At 40.5% G+C, this 20,797-nt stretch carries 20 protein-coding genes; 19 read left to right on the top strand and 1 reads right to left on the bottom strand.

Annotation, left to right across the window (positions count from 1 at the left end):
* Window positions 1-10: 10 nt before the first annotated feature.
* The 15 genes from ELX58_RS05710 to ELX58_RS05640 all read left to right on the top strand — a co-directional run bounded on the left by ELX58_RS05710 (window position 11) and on the right by ELX58_RS05640 (window position 15,043).
* Window positions 11-880 (top strand): bifunctional 5,10-methylenetetrahydrofolate dehydrogenase/5,10-methenyltetrahydrofolate cyclohydrolase, encoded by an 870-nt coding sequence (locus ELX58_RS05710; RefSeq protein ID WP_335878545.1) that lies wholly within the window; start codon window positions 11-13, stop codon window positions 878-880.
* Window positions 870-2,225: an exodeoxyribonuclease VII large subunit gene (gene xseA / locus ELX58_RS05705; protein ID WP_174919253.1), complete on the top strand. Its 1,356-nt coding sequence runs from the start codon at window positions 870-872 to the stop codon at window positions 2,223-2,225. Before ELX58_RS05710 ends, xseA begins: the two co-directional genes overlap by 11 nt.
* A 2-nt stretch (window positions 2,226-2,227) precedes the next feature.
* Window positions 2,228-2,506 (top strand): exodeoxyribonuclease VII small subunit, encoded by a 279-nt coding sequence (locus ELX58_RS05700; protein ID WP_133442192.1) that lies wholly within the window; start codon window positions 2,228-2,230, stop codon window positions 2,504-2,506.
* A complete protein-coding gene (locus tag ELX58_RS05695; protein ID WP_133442191.1) occupies window positions 2,503-3,411 on the top strand; it encodes a polyprenyl synthetase family protein in 909 nt (302 codons plus the stop codon). Before ELX58_RS05700 ends, ELX58_RS05695 begins: the two co-directional genes overlap by 4 nt.
* 5 nt (window positions 3,412-3,416) lie before the next feature.
* On the top strand, window positions 3,417-4,238 hold the full coding sequence (locus tag ELX58_RS05690) for a TlyA family RNA methyltransferase (protein WP_133442190.1): 822 nt from the start codon (window positions 3,417-3,419) through the stop codon (window positions 4,236-4,238).
* Between the two features lie 23 nt (window positions 4,239-4,261).
* Window positions 4,262-5,965, top strand: coding sequence for a DNA repair protein RecN (gene recN / locus ELX58_RS05685; RefSeq protein ID WP_133442189.1), 1,704 nt, complete (start codon window positions 4,262-4,264; stop codon window positions 5,963-5,965).
* Window positions 5,966-6,023: 58 nt separating this feature from the next.
* Window positions 6,024-6,641 (top strand): guanylate kinase, encoded by a 618-nt coding sequence (gene gmk / locus ELX58_RS05680; RefSeq protein WP_133442188.1) that lies wholly within the window; start codon window positions 6,024-6,026, stop codon window positions 6,639-6,641.
* A complete protein-coding gene (rpoZ, locus tag ELX58_RS05675; protein WP_133442187.1) occupies window positions 6,641-6,841 on the top strand; it encodes a DNA-directed RNA polymerase subunit omega in 201 nt (66 codons plus the stop codon). Before gmk ends, rpoZ begins: the two co-directional genes overlap by 1 nt.
* 73 nt (window positions 6,842-6,914) lie before the next feature.
* Window positions 6,915-8,117 carry a bifunctional phosphopantothenoylcysteine decarboxylase/phosphopantothenate--cysteine ligase CoaBC gene (gene coaBC, locus ELX58_RS05670; RefSeq protein ID WP_133442186.1) on the top strand — a complete coding sequence of 401 codons (1,203 nt, stop codon included), beginning with the start codon at window positions 6,915-6,917 and terminating at the stop codon, window positions 8,115-8,117.
* Window positions 8,118-8,159: 42 nt separating this feature from the next.
* The gene (gene priA, locus ELX58_RS05665) at window positions 8,160-10,532 is read left to right on the top strand and encodes a primosomal protein N' (RefSeq protein ID WP_236747724.1); all 2,373 of its coding nucleotides are present in this window, start codon (window positions 8,160-8,162) and stop codon (window positions 10,530-10,532) included.
* 17 nt (window positions 10,533-10,549) lie between these two features.
* Window positions 10,550-11,494: a methionyl-tRNA formyltransferase gene (fmt, locus tag ELX58_RS05660; protein WP_133442184.1), complete on the top strand. Its 945-nt coding sequence runs from the start codon at window positions 10,550-10,552 to the stop codon at window positions 11,492-11,494.
* Entirely contained in the window at window positions 11,494-12,834 is a 1,341-nt protein-coding gene (rsmB, locus tag ELX58_RS05655; protein WP_133442183.1) for a 16S rRNA (cytosine(967)-C(5))-methyltransferase RsmB, read from the top strand. Before fmt ends, rsmB begins: the two co-directional genes overlap by 1 nt.
* Before the next feature lie 15 nt (window positions 12,835-12,849).
* Window positions 12,850-13,731 carry a ribosome small subunit-dependent GTPase A gene (gene rsgA, locus ELX58_RS05650; RefSeq protein WP_133442182.1) on the top strand — a complete coding sequence of 294 codons (882 nt, stop codon included), beginning with the start codon at window positions 12,850-12,852 and terminating at the stop codon, window positions 13,729-13,731.
* A 17-nt stretch (window positions 13,732-13,748) separates the two neighbouring features.
* Complete coding sequence (gene rpe / locus ELX58_RS05645; protein ID WP_133442181.1) at window positions 13,749-14,399, top strand: ribulose-phosphate 3-epimerase; 651 nt, start codon at window positions 13,749-13,751, stop codon at window positions 14,397-14,399.
* Entirely contained in the window at window positions 14,399-15,043 is a 645-nt protein-coding gene (locus tag ELX58_RS05640; protein ID WP_133442180.1) for a thiamine diphosphokinase, read from the top strand. The genes rpe and ELX58_RS05640 overlap by 1 nt, the downstream gene beginning before the upstream one ends.
* Before the next feature lie 115 nt (window positions 15,044-15,158).
* Here the strand turns inward: ELX58_RS05640 and rpmB are convergent, their stop codons facing one another.
* Window positions 15,159-15,344: a 50S ribosomal protein L28 gene (rpmB, locus tag ELX58_RS05635; protein ID WP_133442179.1), complete on the bottom strand. Its 186-nt coding sequence runs from the start codon at window positions 15,342-15,344 to the stop codon at window positions 15,159-15,161.
* A gap of 217 nt (window positions 15,345-15,561) precedes the next feature.
* On the opposite strand from rpmB, the gene ELX58_RS05630 reads away from it, so the two are divergent.
* From ELX58_RS05630 to plsX, 4 genes are read left to right on the top strand one after another with little or no spacing between them, the layout of a single operon-like run.
* Window positions 15,562-15,921 (top strand): Asp23/Gls24 family envelope stress response protein, encoded by a 360-nt coding sequence (locus ELX58_RS05630; protein WP_133442178.1) that lies wholly within the window; start codon window positions 15,562-15,564, stop codon window positions 15,919-15,921.
* Entirely contained in the window at window positions 15,918-17,645 is a 1,728-nt protein-coding gene (locus ELX58_RS05625) for a DAK2 domain-containing protein (protein WP_133442177.1), read from the top strand. Before ELX58_RS05630 ends, ELX58_RS05625 begins: the two co-directional genes overlap by 4 nt.
* A 46-nt stretch (window positions 17,646-17,691) precedes the next feature.
* Complete coding sequence (gene recG, locus ELX58_RS05620) at window positions 17,692-19,710, top strand: ATP-dependent DNA helicase RecG (RefSeq protein ID WP_133442176.1); 2,019 nt, start codon at window positions 17,692-17,694, stop codon at window positions 19,708-19,710.
* Window positions 19,711-19,747: 37 nt separating this feature from the next.
* Entirely contained in the window at window positions 19,748-20,785 is a 1,038-nt protein-coding gene (plsX, locus tag ELX58_RS05615; RefSeq protein WP_133442175.1) for a phosphate acyltransferase PlsX, read from the top strand.
* Window positions 20,786-20,797: the final 12 nt, after the last annotated feature.

Raw genomic sequence — 20,797 nt, 5'->3', positions numbered from 1 at the left:
TGATTGATTTTTGTCTATTATTGATGGTCGTATTGATGGTCGAAAATTAGCTAAACAATTAAGTTTAAAAACCAAAGAAAACGTGGCATCTTTACGTAATATAGGTGTGGTGCCCACGTTAGTTGAAATTTTAGTTGGTAATGATCCCGCTAGTCGAATGTATTTGAATTTAAAGCATCGAAAAGCCGGACGATTAGGGATTAAGTCAATCGTTAAACGATTACCTGCTGATACAACCCAGGATCAGTTGTTAAACCTAGTCCAGCAGTGTAATTTAAATGATGATATTGACGGAATCGTTGTTCAGTCACCGTTGCCAAAACACATTAACGAACGGGTGATCAACGCTGCAATTAATCCTGGCAAAGATGTTGACGGGGTCAATCCGTTGAACGAAGGTCAGTTATTCGAAGGTAGTCAGAGCAACTATCCAGTTGGATGTACGCCCAAGGGGATTATGACGATGCTGCATCATTATCACGTTCCGTTACGTGGCCGTCGAGTAGTTGTAATCGGTCGAAGTCGCATCGTGGGCCGACCAATGACTAGTTTATTAATTAACGCTGGTGCGTTGGTAACGGACCTTAATCACTATGCCAAACCGATTCGTGATTTTACTAAACAGGCAGATGTAATCATTAGTGCAACCGGTCACATTAATTTATTGAACGGTGATGACGTTAAGCCCGGTGTAACCGTAATCGATGTTGGTGAAAATATGAATGCCAACGGTAAATTAGTCGGTGACGTTAATTTTAAGAGCGTCGCTAAAGTTGCTGGTTTGATTACACCGGTCCCCGGTGGCGTTGGCCCGATGACGGTTGCTACATTAATGCAGCAAGTTGTTGACTTAACCGAATGGAGTCGAAATGATGACTAATCACAAGTATTTAACGGTAACTGCCCTTAGCCAGTACATCAAGCGAAAATTTGATTATGATCCTTATTTAGGTCGAGTGTACCTAATGGGTGAAATATCTAATTATCGATATCGCCCCAACGCTCATCAATATTTTAGTTTAAAGGATGACCACGCCAAGATCAGTGCCGTGATGTTTCGTTCCGAATTTTCCCACGTTAAATTTCGACCTGAAGAAGGGATGAAGGTTCTAGTTACCGGTCGGATTTCGGTTTATGAACCGCAAGGCAGTTATCAGATTTATGTCGATCACATGGAACCTCAGGGTGTTGGTGAACTATACGAAGCTTATGAACAGTTGAAGAAAAAGCTGTCTAAGGAAGGCCTGTTTAATCCTGCTCATAAGAAACCATTACCGCATTTTCCAAAGCGGATTGCCGTGATTACGTCCCGTTCAGGCGCCGTGATCCGTGATATTATCGTCACCACCCGTCGGCGGTATCCGATCGTTCAGATCGTGTTATTCCCGGCAATTGTCCAGGGTAACAACGCGGCCGATAATCTAGTTAAACAAATTCACCGAGTTGACCAGGACAGTCATTTCGATACGTTGATTATTGGCCGTGGTGGTGGATCGATTGAAGATCTGTGGCCATTTAACGAAGAAAGCGTTGTCCGAGCCATTTATAACTGCCGGGTTCCGGTAATTTCTTCGGTTGGTCATGAAACTGATACGACACTTGCCGATTTAGTAGCCGATGTCCGAGCGGCCACGCCAACAGCGGCTGCTGAATTAGCTACGCCAGTTTTAACCGATGAAATCACTAACATTGTTAACCTTAGGGAACGAATTATAACTGCGTTCCGTGATAAGTTGGCATTACTTCAACAGCGTTTAACTAAAATTCAGCAATCATATGTTTTTAGACAACCGAAACGATTATACGAAACGTATATTCAACAGGTCGATAACTTGAAGGCTAATTTACGAAACGTTGTTCAACAGTATCTGACCAAGTATCAGCGTCGATTACAATCTGATGTTTATCAGCTGAATTATCATTCACCCAAGCAAAAGATTGTTAATTATCGTCAGCAAATCCAATTAGCAACCCAGCAATTGAAGACCGCAATGCAGACCATCGTTAATAATAAAAAAGCCGTTTTTCAAAATGCCGTTAGCTCATTAGATCATTTAAGTCCGTTAAAGACCATGAGCCGTGGCTACAGTTTAGTAACTAGACAAAATCATTTGATTAAGGGAATTAAAGACTTGAAACCAAAAGATTCGGTGACTTTAAACTTTCGTGACGGGACTGCCAATGCGGTTGTTAATCGAGTTCAACCGAACAAGAAAGGGAAATAATTATGCCAAAGAAAAAAGTAAGCTTTGAAGATAATTTACAAAAGTTAGAAACCATCGTCAACCAACTTGAAAGCGGCGACGTTCCGTTAGATAAGGCCTTAGATCAGTTTAAAGATGGCGTCAAGTTAAGCAATAAACTTCAGAGTACCTTATCCAATGCTGAAAATACTTTAACTAAAATGATGACTAACGATGGTAAGGAAGTCCCTTACGACCGTGATAAGAACGGTCAAGATGTTAATAATAGTGTTGGTGGCAACCAGGGAAATGACCAGCGATGAGTAAGGATCCACGTTTAGCTAAGTTTGAGTCCATGTATCATCCTAAAATTAACCAATATTTAAAGGATAATTTAAAAAAGGATGTTGATCAGAAGACCTTAAATCAAGCCATGAATTTCTCAGTCTTAGCCGGTGGTAAAAGGTTACGACCGATGTTAACTTTAGCGACCTTAAAGACGTTAGGCGCTAAATTAACTCCGGCTAAGATGAAGGCCACTTGCGCTTTAGAATTACTTCACACCTATTCTTTGATCCATGATGATCTGCCAGCAATGGACGATGATGGCTTACGTCGGCATAAACCGACTAGCCATGCCGTCTTTGGTGCTGGAATGGCTACGTTAGCTGGGGATGGCTTATTAACGTTAGCTTTTCAGTGGCTAGTTGATAATTCGTTATCAGTTGACACCAAAGTTAAGTTAGTTGATGGCTTATCTAAAGCTGCTGGACCGAGCGGCATGGTATCCGGTCAGGCTAGCGATATTGAATTTGAAGATCATCAGTTACCATTAAGCCGTTTAAAAGTTTTACATCGGCATAAAACGGGTGCTTTAATTCATTATGCGGTTCAGGCCGGTTTAATCATGGGTCATGCAAAAAAAGAGTTGGTTAAGCCATTGTTACGCTTTGCGGATTGTTTTGGTTTAGCTTTCCAAATCTATGATGATATTTTAGATGTCGTGGGGAGCGAAGTTGAACTTGGTAAGCCCGTCGGTCAGGATTCTGGTAAGAACACTTACCCAAATTTATTGGGCTTAGTCGGAGCTTATGATCAATTAGAAGCAGTTCTTGATCATGGTCGACGTGATCTAGATGATTTGAATCGTAAATCATCAATTGATACCGGATTATTAAAATCCTTTTTTAGTTATTTTCAAGTTAAGAGACGCAATCGTCGGAGATAATAGATATGAAAGATAAAGAACGTGTTGACGTTTTATTAGTTAAACAAGGACTGTTCAGCAGTCGAGAAAAGGCTAAACGAGCTGTAATGGCCGGCCAAATCTTAGGTAAAAATAATATGCGACTGGATAAGCCGGGAACTAAGATTCCCGCTAGTACGCATCTGCATTTTAAAGGTAAAAAGATGCCGTACGTTAGTCGTGGTGGTCTGAAATTAGCGAAAGCCTTAAATGTATTTCACATCAGTGTAAAAGGCAAAGTCGTCCTGGATATTGGCTCATCAACCGGTGGCTTTACCGATGTAATGCTACAGAACGGTGCCAAACGAAGTTATGCCCTTGATGTGGGTACCAACCAGTTAGTATGGAAATTACGAACGGATCCCAGGGTTATCGTTATGGAACACACTAACTTTAGGTACAGTAAACCAAGTGATTTTAAGAAGGGTCAGCCAGAATTCGCGTCAATTGATGTTTCATTCATTTCATTAAAGCTGATCTTGCCACCGTTAAAGCCCATTATTAAGCCTGGTGGTGAAGTAGTTGCCTTAATCAAACCCCAGTTTGAAGCCGGCCGTGACAAAGTTGGTAAGCATGGGATCGTCCGTGATCATAGTGTTCACGTTCAGGTGATTAAGAACGTCATCGGTTACGCTATGCATTCTGGATTTTCCGTATTAGGCTTAAGTTTCTCACCAATTGAAGGTGGCAAGGGTAACGTTGAATTCTTAATTCATTTAAAGTCCGCAGCAGTACCGAAGCTAAATCCAGCCATTTCAATTGATAAAACAATTGACGCCGCTAGAAAGCAGTTTGACATCAACAATTAGTTTTTAAGAAAGGTAATCTGAAATTGATCCAAGAGTTAGATATTCAAAACTTAGCAATTATCGATCACCTTAGGATTAGTTTCTCGTCAGGGATGACGGTTCTAACTGGTGAAACTGGTGCCGGTAAATCCATTATCATTGATGCCTTGAATTTACTTACTGGTAGTCGGGGCTCGAAACGGTACATTCGAACTGGTTGCAAAAAACTGGTTCTTCAGGGACTGTTCGTCTTTCCTAAAAATTCATCTGCTTATCGTATTTTGGATCAGTTAGGAATTGATCATAGTGACGGCAGCGTTATCATTCAACGTGAAATTTACCGGAACGGTCGTAACCTATGCCGAATTAACGGTTTGTTAGTGAACACTAGTGCTCTGCGTAAACTAGGTAGTCGAATCGTTGATATTCAGGGTCAGGATGCTCATCAGACTTTAATGGATCCGGCGACTCACTTAAGGCTCTTAGATGCTTTTGATAAGAAGCATATCCAGCCGGTCCTTGATAAATATCAGCGCTATTACGCTCGTTACCAGAAATTAACGAAATTGGTTCACGAAAGAACCGCTAATCAGCAGGAGTGGGCTCAACACATTGACATGCTAAAGTTCCAGAGTCATGACATCAAAAAGGCTAATTTAAAACCGAATGAAGACGAAACGCTAACTAATAAAAAGAATTTATTAAAGAATTATCAGAACATTAGCACTGCCTTGCAGAAAAGCTATGAGTACATTAATGGCAATGATTCTTATTCACCGTTAGACATGATTGGTAGTGCCATGAACACCATGCAAAACATTAGTCAGTATGGTGATAACTTTAAGAAAATTCAACAGCAGTTAGCGAATGCCTATTATGATCTCCAAGACGTCGCCAATACCATTTCTGATCAATTGGAATCCCAGACGTTTGACGAAGACGAGTTAAATCGAATCGAAAGCCGTTTGGATTTGATTGATCAATTAAAGCACAAGTATGGTAATTCCATTGATAAGATTTTGATGTATTACTCTCGGATTACCGAAGAATTGAACAAGCTGCAGACCAATAAAAACAGTGGCGAAAGCGTTACTAGCCGGTTGAAGAAATGTAAAGACCATCTCCAAAAATATGGTCAGCAACTTAGTGTGCTCCGTCATCAGATTGCAACTAAATTAGAAAAGCGAATTAAACGTCAGCTCAAAGATCTTTACATGGGTCAAGCGATTTTTAAAGTTCATTTTGAAAACACTGATGATTTTCATTCGTATGGTACCCAGAAGATTGAATTTTACGTTCGAACTAACCCTGGTGAAAAATTGTTGCCGTTAGCCAGCAGTGCTTCCGGTGGTGAACTTTCCAGGATCATGTTAGCTTTGAAGACCGTCTTTGCTAAGGTTCAAAACGTTAGTACAATCGTCTTTGATGAAATTGATACTGGTGTTAGTGGTCGGGTTGCTCAGGCAATCGCTGATAAAATGGTCATGATTTCACGACATGCTCAAGTACTTTGCATTACTCATTTACCACAGGTTGCCGCAATGAGCGATCATCATTTCTTGGTAAAGAAGCACGTTAGCAAGAATCAGACTAGTACCCGGCTGAAGAGATTAAGTCATCAAGGTAAAATTGATGAACTCGCTCGAATGTTAGCCGGAACTAAAGTGACGAAATTAGCTCTGGAACACGCAAGCGAATTATTGAAACTAGCGGATCAGGCTAAGCAAAAAATTAGTTTTACTGGTTGATAAATGAATCATAATCTTTCATAATATAGTATGTATCTTTAATCGAAAGGAACTGGACATGTCTAAAAGAGGGATGCTAATCGTCTTATCAGGACCATCTGGTGTTGGTAAGGGGACCGTTCGTAAGGCTTTATTCAATAAGTCTAACGTTGATTTTAAATATTCCATCTCGATGACGACTCGAAAGCCGCGTCCTGGTGAAAAAAATGGCAAAGATTATTTCTTTGTTACCAAAGATCAATTTAAGCAACATATCCGTAAGGGTGAAATGTTAGAATACGCCCAATACGTTGATAATTATTATGGGACACCGTTACCGTACGTTAACAAGATGCGGGACGAGGGCCATGATGTCTTCTTAGAAATTGAAGTTAACGGTGCAATGCAAATTCGTTCTAAATGTCCAGATGGCGTCTTTATTTTCTTGACTCCGCCTAGCATACCGGCATTAAAAAAACGGTTAATAGGTCGAGGCACCGAAAGTATGCCTGTCATTGATAAACGCATTGAAAAGGCTAAACGAGAAATCCCGATGATGCGTAACTATGATTACGTCGTTTTAAACGATAAAGTTTCAAAAGCCGTTGAAAAAATCATGACGATTATTAGAAGTGAAAGACTACGGGTTAATCGTGTGATGCCCGATTATTTAGCTAAGTTAGGAGACGACAAGTAATGTTAATGTATCCAACCATTGATAAATTACTAGAAAAGGTTCCATCTTATTATTCATTAACAATTTTAGCCAGTAAACGTGCTAAACAGTTAGATGCTGGTGCTAAGCCGTTATTAAAGCATTATCATTCTAAGAAAAACGTTGGTAAAGCCTTTGAAGAAATCGCTGCCGGCAAATTAAAGATCGATCATAATAAGTAAATTAATGACAATCAGTCAAAAGTAAGCCTTTGTGGTATTGTTACCCAAAGGCCTTTTTATTTAGGTGAGAGTTATGGACCATATGAATATTGCAGTTTATGTAACGGGCAGTGTTGCGTGCTATAAAACGTTAATTCTGATTAGAATGTTAAAACGGCGTGGTGCTAACGTTAGGATAATTATGAGTAATGGTGCTCAGCAATTTATCAAACCGTTACCGTTTCAGGCGTTATCGGGACATTCGGTAATTCGCGAACAAGCTGTAAACCCGTCAACCCACGGAATTCCACACGTTGATTTAGCGCGATGGACTGACGTTGCTATCATAATGCCAGCTACCGCAAACGTAATTGCTAAAATGGCGAACGGAATTGCTGACGGCATCGTTAGCACCTGTTTATTAGCAACTTCCGCTCCAAAAATTATTGTTCCAGCAATGAACAATTTAATGTTTATTAATCCAGCTACTCAACGGAACTTACGTTTATTAAAGGGCTATCCCAATTATTATCAATGGGGCCCGACGTACGGTAAACTAGCGGAAGGTTACCCTGGTAAGGGTCGAATGATTGAACCCAAACAAGTGATTAATAAATTAGGTCAATTATTAAATCGTCATCAGTTTTTACATGGCTTGCGTTTATTAGTAACCGCAGGTGGCACCGAAGAACCCATTGATCCGGTTCGTTTTATCACCAACGGTTCCAGTGGCAAAATGGGCTATGCGGTTGCTGAAAGGGCTCATCAAATGGGTGCTGATGTAACGTTGATTAGTGGGCATGCTAATATCCCTGTTCCTAGCGGGATAAAAGTGATTAAAGTCCAAACTACCGAAGATATGGGACATGCTGTTTTGGATCAGTATCCAAAAGCGGATGCTTTGGTAATGTCGGCTGCGTTAGCTGATTTTGAGCCTGTTCATATGGCTGATCAGAAAATTAAAAAGGGTCCGTCGAGTCATCATATGATCTTAAAATTGAAACGGACTCCAGACGTACTAAAGCGAGTGGCTAAAATTAAAAAGTCTGGTCAATTAACGATTGGCTTTGCTGCGGAAACTCAGAATTTAATTGATAATGCAACCCATAAATTAAAGGCTAAAAAATTGGATTTAATTGTTGCTAACGATGTGTCTAATCCAAAGATTGGTTTTGGTGGCGATAATAATCAGGTTACGTTTATTGACCGAAATGGTCATCAACAAAAAACGCCCGTTGAATCAAAATTAAAGGTTGCCGATCAGTTATTGAAGATTATTGCTAAGTTAAAGGGATGATTGTTCTTGAAACTGGCTCAAGTAATTGTAGATGTACCAACGATGCAGACGGACGTTCCGTTTACATATTCCATTCCTCAATCACTATTAGACCGGATTAAACCTGGAATGAGGGTAATCGTCCCGTTTGGTAACGGTGGTCGTAAAATTCAGGGCTTTGTGATTGGTTTTACTGACCACAGTAAATATCGGTTGAAGCCGATTAGTGCCGTCATGGATTTAACACCGGTTGTCGATGATGAATTGCTTCAGCTCTCAAAATGGTTAGCTAAAACTACGTTCTCGTTTCGGATTAGTTGTCTCCAAACGATGCTGCCGAGCGTAATGAAGGCTAAATACGCTAAACGAGCAACTTTACTAAAGCCAATTAATGATCCCAAGGTTAAGCAATTATTTGATCATCAGGCTAGCCTAACGTATCGACCTAATAAATTAACGCCTGATCAACAAGCTTTGATTTACCAACTACGACAACGGGGCTTAATAAAGGTTACGTATTTAGTTAAAAATCAAGCCCGTTCCGAAATGGTGAATGCGTTTACCAGTCGATTACCAGTAGCTAGAATTAAATACCTCTTAAAAGCTATATCGACACGTAACGTTGGCCAGGTCACATTACTCCGGTTTCTGTTAGAACATCCCACAGGAACTTACAAAATCGCTGAAGTGACGAAATATCGTCAGCATTTAAGTTCTTCAGTTATTAATCAGGCCGCTAAAAAAGGCTGGCTCAAGAAATTAAAGGTTCGAAAATACCGCAATCCCTATAAACAACCGGTAAAGAAGAACCACCCCTTCAAATTAAATTCTGATCAATGGCATGCCGTTAATCAGATTGATTCATCAATCGTTAATGACCAATTTGCCGTTTATCTATTGGAAGGAGTCACGGGATCCGGTAAGACTGAAGTATATTTACAGGCCATCAGTAAGGCTTTACAGCAGGGTAAGACCGCTCTGATGTTAGTGCCTGAGATCTCGTTGACACCCCAGATGGTTACCTGGGTCAAAGGTCGTTTCGGTGATTTAGTTGCCATTTTACACAGTGGCTTGTCATCCGGTGAAAAGTATGACGAATGGCAACGGATTCAAAGTGGTAACGCCAAAGTGGTTGTCGGTGCCCGTTCCGCAATTTTTGCGCCCCTTAAGAATTTAGGGATCATCATTATGGATGAGGAACATGACACCAGTTATAAACAGGAAGATACACCACGATATCAGACCCGTTCGGTCGCCAAATGGCGTGGTAAGTATTATCACTGTCCGGTCGTTTTAGGCAGTGCAACGCCATCGTTAGAATCCCGGGCCCGAGCCACCAAGCACGTCTATCATTTATTGAGATTGCCGCACCGAATTAATCATCAAGCGTTACCGACCGTCCACATCGTTGATATGCGAAAAGAAATCATGAAACATCACGGCATTAATTATTCATCGGCTTTATTAGACGCCATTAAATTGCGTTTAAAGCGTCATGAACAAGTGGTCTTGATGCTAAATCGTCGGGGGTATTCTAATTTCGTGATGTGCAGAAACTGTGGTTACGTTCCAAAGTGCCCAAATTGTGACATCTCGCTAACGTTTCATTGGCATTCACATAGTTTACGTTGTCATTATTGTGGCCATGAAGAACCGATTCCAAGAACCTGTCCAAAGTGCGGAAGCCGTAAAATCAGGTATTTAGGTACTGGAACTGAGCAGGCTGAATTAGAATTAAAACGTTTTATTCCAGGAATTAAGATCGTTCGCATGGATGTAGACACCACTTCTAGAAAGGGTGCGCACGCTAGATTACTTCATGAGTTTGGTTCAGGATACGCCAACGTGTTGTTAGGGACTCAGATGATTGCGAAAGGGCTTGATTTTCCAAACGTCACGTTAGTTGGCGTTCTTAATGCAGATACGTCACTGATGTTACCAGATTTTCGGTCCGAAGAACGAACGTTTCAGTTGTTAACTCAGGTGAGTGGTCGTGCTGGTCGAGCCAAGAAAAAGGGTGAAGTCTTTATTCAGACCTTTAATCCTGATAATTACGCAATTCGATTGGCTCAGCAGCAGAATTACGAACGCTTTTATCTAATTGAGATGACCCGTCGTCACGCGTTGAATTATCCACCGTATTACTACAGTGTTCGGTTAACTGCCAGTTCGAAGAACCGTCGATTAGCAATTGCCAGTATGGCGTCGATTAAGCAATACTTGCAGACTCGGTTATCACCTCAGACCATTATTTTAGGTCCCGCACCGAGCGCCATCACGAGAATTAAGCAGAGGTATTACTTCCAAATGGTGATAAAATATAAACATGAACCCAATTTGCAGGAAACGCTGGATTATATATTAAATCACTATCAGATTGGCGTTAGAAACGGATTATTTATTTCGATCGATCCAAATCCTGTGAATTTTATGTAACGAAAGGAGCCGGTTAAATGCCGTCAGTAGTTGTAATGGGAACGCCTCAATTTTGTGTTCCTGTTTTAAAAGGTTTAGTTGATAAAAAATATCAGGTTAAGGCGTTAGTTACTCAGCCTGATGAACCAGTCGGCCGTAAACATCGATTAACACCACCACCTGCCAAAGTGGCTGCACAAAAACTAGGAATCCCAGTCCTTCAGCCCAAGAAATTAGGTGGCAGTCCTGAAATGGCAAAGGTAATGCAGATGAAGCCTGATTTCATCGTTACCGCCGCTTATGGCCAGTTCTTACCGACTAAGTTATTGAAGTCTGCTAAGGTGGGCGCAATTAACGTTCATGGATCACTATTACCTAAGTATCGTGGTGGTGCACCGATTCAGCGAGCCATTATGAATGGTGATCAAGAAACTGGTGTCACGATCATGTACATGGTTAAGAAGATGGATGCCGGAAACATTATTGCGCAGAAGCCGTTGCCGATTACACCTGTTGACGATGCCGGTTCGATCTTTAGGAAATTAAGTTTAGTTGGTCGTGATTTACTTCTAGAAACGATGCCAAAGTTAGTCAACCATACGGCTAAATCAATTCCGCAGGATTCGAAACAAGTTGTCTTTGCACCTGTTATCAAGCATTCTGAAACTAAATTAGACTTTAGTAAGTCGGCAAAGGCGATTGATTGTCATGTTCGTGGCTTACGACCGGATCCTGGTGCTTACATGATGATGGGCAAGAAACGGGTTAAAGTCTGGAAGACAACCCCGTTAGATCAAGATACTAAATATCCAGCAGGTACGATTGCCATAAAGACCAAGCATCAGTTGGCGATTGCTACGGGTGATCACAAGATGATTGCAATCGATGAATTACAGCCCGCTGGAAAATCAAAACAGAAAATTACCGATTACCTAAATGGTGCCGGTCAAAAGCTTAAAGTTGGGGAGCAAGTTATTAAATAATGAAAATGGATCAGCCGCGGTATTTAGCCGTTAAAGTATTAAACCGAGTTTATAAGGGTGCTTATTCCAATATTGAATTGAATAACGCACTAGAAAATCATTCCATGAAGCATCAAGATGCTGGTCTGTTGACTCAGATCGTGTACGGGACCTTACAGCATCGTTTAACGTTGCGTTATGATTTAACACCGTTTGTTAAACGACCAAAAGGTTTGCAGCAATGGGTAATAATTCTGTTAGAAACCGCTCTGTATCAGATGATTTATCTATCCCGAATTCCTAATTATGCAATTCTGAAGGAATCAATTCAGATTGCTAAAGAACGTGGAAATCAGGGTGCTCGCCGTCTAGTAACAGGAGTTCTCCATAGCGTAATTCGTAAAGGCGTTCCCGATGTTAAAAAACTTCCTGATAAGTTAACTCAACTGTCGGTTGCTTACAGCGTTCCCACTTGGTTAGTTAAAGAATTAATTAATCAAGTTGGCGCTGATAAGACGCTTCAAATTTTACAAAGTATTAACCAACCCAGTTCAGTATCGGTTCGGGTTAATACGGTTTTGACCGATGTAACCGCCGTTAAAAATTCATTAACAAATGAAGGATACTCGGTTGAAGATAGTTCTTTAGCTGAAAATTCATTGATTGTAAGCGGTGCGTCCGTTGCTCAAAGTGATGAATTTAAACGTGGCTTGATCACCATTCAAGATCAAAGTGCTTCGTTGCCGGTTGAATCAATGGATATTCAACCAGACGAAAAAGTCTTGGACGCCTGCGCTGCACCTGGCGGTAAAACGTGTCAGATTGCTGAACGAATTGATCCAAAACGGGGCGGCTTGGTTTATGCCCTTGATCTGCATCAGAATCGTTTGAACCGGGTTAAGAAGAACGCTAAGCGGTTACATGTTAATCATGCCGTAACAACGAAGATGCTGGACGCTAGAAAAGCGGGTCAGTTCTATTCCACCCAAAGTTTTGACCAAATTTTAGTTGATGCACCTTGTTCTGGATTAGGCTTGATTCGCAATAAGCCTGAAATTCGTTACTTTAAGTCGATTGATGACGTTAACCGCCTTCATCAGATTCAAACCCAGATCTTAGCGTCAGTTGCACCACTCGTTAAGGTTAATGGTACGATAACATACAGTACGTGTACGATTTTGGATCAGGAAAATCAAGATACGATTAAGGCCTTTTTAGATCATAACGATAACTTTGATGTCGTGAAAACGACGATTAAACATTCTGTTCATGGTCAAAATCAGTTTAAGTACCTTAAGTTATACCCAGATGATTTTAAATCAGATGGCTTCTTCGTTTGTACACTGAAAAGAGTTAAGTAAGTGAGAGGTGATCAGATGCCCGTTGGCAAAATTTATCAATCACTTGGTGGCTTTTATGACATCGCTAGTCATGGTCATATGTACCGAACCCGTGCTCGGGGTAACTTTCGTGCGAAGCGGATCAAACCAATCGTGGGCGACGTTGTTGATTTTAAGAGCGGTTATGTACTAAGTGTTCATCGCCGGATAAACCGGTTATCCAGGCCACCGTTGGCTAATCTAACCCAAGCCATTATCGTGACGTCAACCCAGGAGCCACGTTTTTCAGCGGGTCTACTGGATCGTCAGTTAGTCGCACTGGGTGTCCAGCACATTAAGCCATTGATTTACTTTTCAAAGCTTGATCTCTTGGATCCTGAACAACAGGCTCATTATTTAAAGATCGCTAAATATTATCATGATATCGGATACGATGTCTTTGCACCTAAAAAAGCGTTCTGTCCCACCACGTTAGATTTACTTAAGAATCATTTGACCGGCCAGGAAACAGTTGTAATGGGTCAGACGGGTGTCGGTAAATCCAGTTTACTTAACCACTTAAAGCCTGGTTTAAACCTTAAAACGGGCCAGGTATCCAAAGCCTTACACCGTGGTAAGCATACGACTCGCCGGGTTCATTTAATCATCATGAATCACGGTTTAATCGCTGATACACCTGGGTTCTCATCATATGAGATTCTTAACGTTGATATTTATCACCTTAAAAATTACTTTCCGGAATTCGTTAAAAATTCTTCGAGATGCAAATTTAGAGAGTGTCTCCACGTGAACGAACCCAAATGCCAGATTAAGCAAATGGTCAAAGACGGCAAGATTATGAAGAGCCGTTATGATACCTACCTGCATTTATTTACGTTAATTAAAAATCGAAAGCCAATTTATCATAAGAAACATTAATTTAGGGGGATGTAAGCATGATTAAAGTTGCACCATCAATTTTAAGTGCTGATTACGTTAATTTAGAAGCTAGTATTAAGAAAATTGAACATTCAGCCGATGCGATTCACATCGACATTATGGACGGTCAGTTTGTACCGTCAATTGCCTACGGTCCGGGTTGGGTCAAAGCCATTCGTCCGATCACTAACCTGAAGTTAGATATTCACATGATGGTCGAAAACCCAGAACGTTTTGTTAAGCCGCTTGCTGATGCCGGTGCCGACATTATCGACGTCCATAAGGAAGCTACACCACATATTCACCGTGCTTTACAGATGATTCATAAAGCCGGTTGTAAAGCAGGGGTCGTTATTAATCCTGGGACCAGTGTTGAATCCATTCGTCCAGTCCTTTACTTAGCTGATCAAGTCTTAGTTATGACTGTTAACCCTGGTTTTGGTGGCCAGAAGTTTATTCCTGAAATGGTTAATAAGATCCAGGAATTAAGTGATTTACGTAAGAAGTACGGTTATAAGTACGACATTGAAATTGACGGTGGCGTTAATAACCATACCGTTAAGAGTGCGTATAAAGCAGGAACTGACGTTGCGGTTGCTGGATCATTCGTCTTTGATAACCCTGACCCTGCAGCACAGGTTCGTTCCATTAAACAGGCCACTAAATAATGAAGGTTATTAATTTATTGGTCGGTGGTCCAACTGCTGAATGGCCTGAAGCCTTAAAAAAAGGTCAGATTAAGGGCCCATGGATCGGTGCCGATCGTGGTAATTTACGGTTGATTAAATTAGGTATTAACCCGACGGTTGCGATTGGTGATTTCGACTCAATGTCCACCGATGAATTAAAGGTTGTTAAGCAGCACGTTAAAGACGTTCGTACATTTCCTGCTCGTAAGGATTTTACGGACACGGAATTATTGTTGATGTGTGCAATTCGTGATTATGATCCCCAGATAATTCGGATCTACGGAGCGACTGGTGGTCGGATTGACCACTTTCTTTCGAATCTATTTATGGTCTTAGAGCCCCGATTTCGCAAGTATGCCGAACGGGTAAAATTAATTGATGATAAGAATTCAATTGGTTTTTACTTGCCAGGTAAACATTTAATTCATAAGGAACCTGATAAAAAATATTTGGCATTCGTTCCGTTAGGTGGGATGCACGTTTCCTTATCACATGTTGAATATCCGCTTGATCATCATTGGATTGGCTTTCCGAGATCTTACTCCAGTAACGAATTTATTGGTGATTATGCTAAATTCAGTTTTGATCAGAATATTATGTGTGTCATTCAGAGTAAAGATTAAAGAATTAAATAAAATTAAAAGCGAAGTTAATATTTTTAACTTCGCTTTTTCTGTATAAAAAAAGACCGATTATAAAGCTTATAAATCGATCCTGACTGAATAATTTTATTTTGAATTATACGCGCTTGATCTTACCAGATTTTAAGGTACGAGCACTAACCCAAACTTTCTTAGGCTTACCGTTAACAAGAACCCTAACTTTGTGTAAATTAGGCTTCCAGGAACGACGAGAATGGTTTAAAGCATGGGAACGGGTGTTACCGAACTGAGTATGCTTACCATTAAAGAAATCTTTAGCCATAGTTTTGCCTCCTTGTTTGTGGAACGAGTCCGAGATATTTAATTACACTTTATTAACATAGCATATTAACGGGTCTAAATCAATCCCTATCAAGTATTTTAACTTGACAGCCAATAACGTTATAGAATGGGTGCTGATCCGACCTAAATAGATAAAGAATACCGGATATGGTATAATTTAATTATCGGTAATAAATCATATTTAAGGAGATGTAATAATGACAGTTAAAATGAAAGACAGTTACGGAACGATTGATCTTAACAAAAAAGTCATTGCAACCGTAGTTGGTGGTGCTGCCACTGATAATTACGGTGTTGTTGGGATGGCTAGTCAAAATCAGCTCCGTGATAACGTTAACGTCATTTTACGTCGTGATGATTACTCACGTGGAATCGAAGTTCATCAGGATAAAGACGGGATCTCAATCGATATTAACATCATCGTTAGTTATGGAACTAAGATCTCCGAAGTATCCAAGAACGTTCAAGCTAAAGCAAAATATAACTTAAAAGAAATGCTGGGCTTAACGCCTAAGGCAATTAATGTGATTGTACAAGGAGTTCAAGTAAACGAATGAAAACGCAATCTAAGAAAGAAGCGACTGTAGTGTCAGCTCAAGAGATTAACGTGGATTTATTTAGCAAAATGGTTCAAGCTGCAGCAATTGAGTTGGATCACAACGCTAAATTTATCAATTCATTGAACGTCTTTCCAGTACCTGATGGTGATACCGGAACCAACATGAAGATGTCGATGGCAAGCGGCGAAAAATACGTATCACAGGATTCAACTCAATCAGTTGGCCAATTATCCGGCTCGCTTGCTAAAGGCTTATTAATGGGTGCTCGAGGCAATTCGGGTGTTATTTTGTCCCAAATTTTCCGTGGCTTTTATAAGTCTGTCCAGAATAAGCAAACGTTATCAGCTCAAGATGTAGTTGATGCTTTTGCTTACAGTGCTAAAGCTGCTTACAAAGCCGTGATGAACCCAACCGAAGGAACGATTTTAACCGTTATTAGAATGGCTGCTCAAGCTGGCTTAGATACCATTAAGAGCCATTCTGATTTACCAACGATCTTTGATGCAATCTACAAAGGTGCTAATAAAGCTTTAAAGAAGACTCCTTATTTATTACCAGTTCTGAAAAAAGTTGGCGTCGTTGATTCTGGTGGCCAGGGCCTCGTTCTGGTCTTGAAAGCCTTCAATGCCGTTATTCATGGTAAATCCGTTAAGGATGATCGTGGTAATTTGACGACATCTGATATGACCCAGATGATTAATGCCGCCCATCATAAGAGTGCTCAAAGTAAGTTGAACCCCGCTGATATAAAATATGGTTATTGTACTCAGATGACGGTCCGTTTCGGCCGTGGCAAAGAAGTTGACCGTAAATTTGAATACAAACCGTTTTATGATCATCTAGCTAAATTAGGGGATTCCTTACTAGTTGTCAATGATGATGAAGTCGTAAAGGTTCACGTTCATACTGAACATCCTGGAAAAGTCTTGGCATGGGGCCAGCATTTCGGTGATTTAACGAAAGTTAAAGTCGATAACATGCGTCTCCAGCAGGAAGATATTATCGATCATGATAAAGAAGTCCAGACTGACGCCAAAGAGAAATTAGCTAAAGAAGAAAAGCCAAAGAAGACCGCTGTAATTGCCGTTGTAAGTGGCCACGGTCTTAAAGTTCTCTTTAAGAGCTTAGGTGTTACTGATTTCGTAAGCGGCGGTCAGACCATGAACCCAAGTACTCAAGATATCTTGGACGTTATTAAACGATGTAATGCTAAACAGATCATTATCTTACCAAATAACGGTAATATTTATATGTCAGCTAAAGCTGCCGCTAAAGTATCTAAGAAGCCGGTGGCTGTTATTCATTGTAAGACCGTTAATCAAGGGATGGCCGTAATGTTAGGCTATGATCCAAACGCTTCTCTGAAAGATAACGAAGCTGAAATGAATGATAACCTGGACGAAGCCAAAAGTGGTGAGGTTACTTACGCCACTAGAGATTCGACCATCGATAACGTTAACGTTAAGAAGGGTCAGTACATTGGGATCGTCGATGGTAAGATTACCGTTACTGATTCAGATATGACTAAAGCGACCGTCAAAATGGTTAAATCTATGTTAGACGATATGAGTGAAGTCGTCACCATTATCTATGGTAAGGACACTAACAAGAGAGCTGCTAGCCAGGTCGAAAAGGCCGTTAAAAAACTTGATTCTGATTTAGAAGTGGAAGTCCACGAGGGTGATCAACCCGTTTATCCATTCCTAATTTCGGTTGAATAATCTTAATTAATTGATGCTTTACCTAATGATTAAGGAGTGAATCCGCATGAAAAAATTGAGTGATTCAGTTTCTGCACTAAAAGGTGTTGGGGCAAGGCGTCAAAAGGATCTAGCCCATTTAGGGATTAATTCGATTCAGGATTTACTGACTTATTTTCCAAGACGACTTTATAGTTCTGACGTTGTAACGTCTCCGGAACAGTTATCTGGACTTAAGAATAAACAAAGAGTAACTTTAAAAGGAATCGCTACCAATCCAACACTAGTATTTTATGGTTACCGTAAAAGCCGGGTTAATTTTAGCGTGGTAATTGGTAATAATCCGATTAAAGTTACTTTTTTTAATCAACCGTGGGTCAAGAAACGGGTTCATCCGCAGCAAACGATTTTAATTAGTGGCTATTTTGATAAATTCAGTCAATCAGTAAAAAGCCCCCGAATAAATTCAACGGTAGTTTACCCCGCCAGTAAAGAAGTTCGACAGGCGACTATTAAACGTTTGATCAAGGAAGCATACGGTGAATATCATAATCTGATTAAAACCTATGTACCCCCGTTAATTCAGCATCATTATCGGCTGGAGACTGAGCAGACGATGATCCATGATATGCATTTTCCTAAGGATCGTCGCGCTGAACAACTTGCAAGACGAACTGCAAAATTTAACGAATTTTTCCTTTTTGAAATGCGTTTACAGGTCATGAAACAAATTGAAGATCGACACCGTGGCGTTCAGATCCATTACCAAGCTGATAAAATCGGTACTTTCATTAACCGATTGCCATATCAGTTAACGGCCGCTCAAAGAAAAGTCATTGGTGAAATTGATCATGACTTATCACGGCCGGTTCAGATGAACCGATTACTCCAGGGTGACGTTGGTAGTGGTAAAACGATTGTTGCAGCAATTGCAATTTATGCTACAATTACTGCTGGTTATCAAGCGGCTTTAATGGCGCCAACCGAAATTTTAGCTGAACAACATGCTAATAATTTTGTTAAAGTCTTTCAAGGTCTGGGAATTAACATTGCCTTATTGACTGGTGATACTAAACCAGCTGCCCGAAGGGAATTATTGCCACGACTCGCTAATGGTCAAATTGATTTGGTGATTGGAACTCACGCTCTGATTCAAAAGGGCGTCAAATATCATCGTTTGGGCTTGGCGGTAATTGATGAACAACATCGTTTTGGTGTTGCTCAGCGTGAAGCTTTGCGCAAAAAAGGGCATAATCCTAACGTTCTGGCAATGACTGCGACGCCGATTCCACGAACCTTAGCATTAACGGCTTATGGCGATATGGATGTTTCAATCATTGATCAGTTACCAAAGGGCCGAAAACCAATTGAGACCCGGTGGATTCGTTCAAAACAATTTCCGAACGTTTTACCGTTTATTAAGCATTTTCTGGCATCTCATCAGCAGATTTATATTGTTGCGCCGTTAATTAAACCTTCAGAGGCGGTGTCAATGGCGGATGCTGAAACGATTTACAAGAAATTTAAGGAGTACTTAGCTCCTGAATTTAACGTTGGCCTATTAAATGGTCAAATGAAGGATGATCAAAAGAATCAGATCATGCGAGATTTTGAAGCTAATAAATATCAAGTCTTAGTGTCAACGACCGTGATTGAAGTTGGTGTTGATGTTGCCAACGCTAATATGATGATCATCTTTAATGCGGATAATTTTGGCCTATCGCAATTGCATCAATTACGGGGTCGAGTGGGTCGAAGCAGTAAACAAGCATATTGTTTATTAGTGGCTGATCCAAAAAGTGAAACCGGTAAAAAGCGAATGTCCGTAATGGAACGAACTAATAACGGCTTTCTTGTTTCGCAAGAAGATTTGAAATTGAGGGGTCCTGGTCAAGTTCTGGGTAAGGAACAGTCCGGGATCCCACAATTTAAGGTCGCTGATCCAATTGCTGATGAAGTGATATTAAGCTGTGCCCAGCAGGAAGCCATTAAGATCGTCAGTGTGAAAAATTGGCAAAAACAGCCAATTAATCGAGAGTTGGTTCGTCGTTTACGAATGGGTCGAACCACAACCGTTTTTGATTGAATAATAAAAGCAAACATAGATAAGGAGAACCTTTACATTGAAAATTGCAGTCGATGCATTAGGCGGTGACTATGCCCCTAGTGAAATCATTAAGGGAATTGAAATTGCTCGAGATAAGTATTCTGATGTTGAATTCTTATTATACGGGCCCGTAGATAAAATTAAACCGATGATAAAGAACCCAACTCGAATTAAGCTAGTTCAAGCCGATCAATTCATTAAGATGGGCGACGAACCCGTTCGTTCGGTATTGACTAAACGTCATTCCAGTATGGACATGGCCGCTCAAGCCGTAAAGGACGGCAAGGCTGATGCCTTCTTATCCGCTGGTAATTCCGGTGCGATCTTGGCATCCGGATTATTTATTGTGGGCCGGATTAAAGGAATTGCCCGTCCAGCATTTACCGTTGCTTTACCGACGGTTAAAGGTAAGCACGACCGTTTCGTTATGTTAGATGTTGGTGCCAATGCTGAATCAAAACCATTTAACCTTTATCAGTATGCTTTTATGGGTAAGTACTATGCTCAGAAGGTCTTGGGTATTGATAATCCCCGAATCGGTCTGTTAAATAATGGGACCGAAGCAGATAAAGGTGATTCCTTACATAAGACTGATTATCAGTTATTATCACACACCAAAGATTTAAACTTTATCGGGAACATTGAATCTCGAGAATTATTAAATGATGTCGCAGATGTTGTGATCGCCGATGGCTTTTCTGGTAACGCCGTCCTTAAAGGGATGGAAGGCACCGCGTTATCATTAATTTACTACATTAAACACTGTATTTTAAGCAGTGGGATTGGTGCTAAATTGGGTGCCTTGATGTTAAAGCCAACTTTTCATAAGATTGGTAATAAATTAGATTATTCTAAATATGGTGGCGCCGTTCTGTTAGGTGTTAACGCACCATACGTTAAGATGCATGGTAATACTAAGTCTCCAGTAGTTGTTAATACCGTTGGTCAGATTAGAACCATGATCAAGTCGCAGACGACGGATGATATTGTTAACTACTTCAACGCTCATGCTAAAGAAATGAGCGATATTAAGAAACGCGCCCAGAATTATTAATTTTGTTATAAT

It is taken from the genome of Acetilactobacillus jinshanensis, assembly GCF_004359375.1.
Lineage (GTDB): Bacteria > Bacillota > Bacilli > Lactobacillales > Lactobacillaceae > Acetilactobacillus > Acetilactobacillus jinshanensis.
The sequence above is the reverse complement of the archived record's forward strand: the minus strand, read 5'-3'. Positions and strand labels throughout refer to the sequence as shown.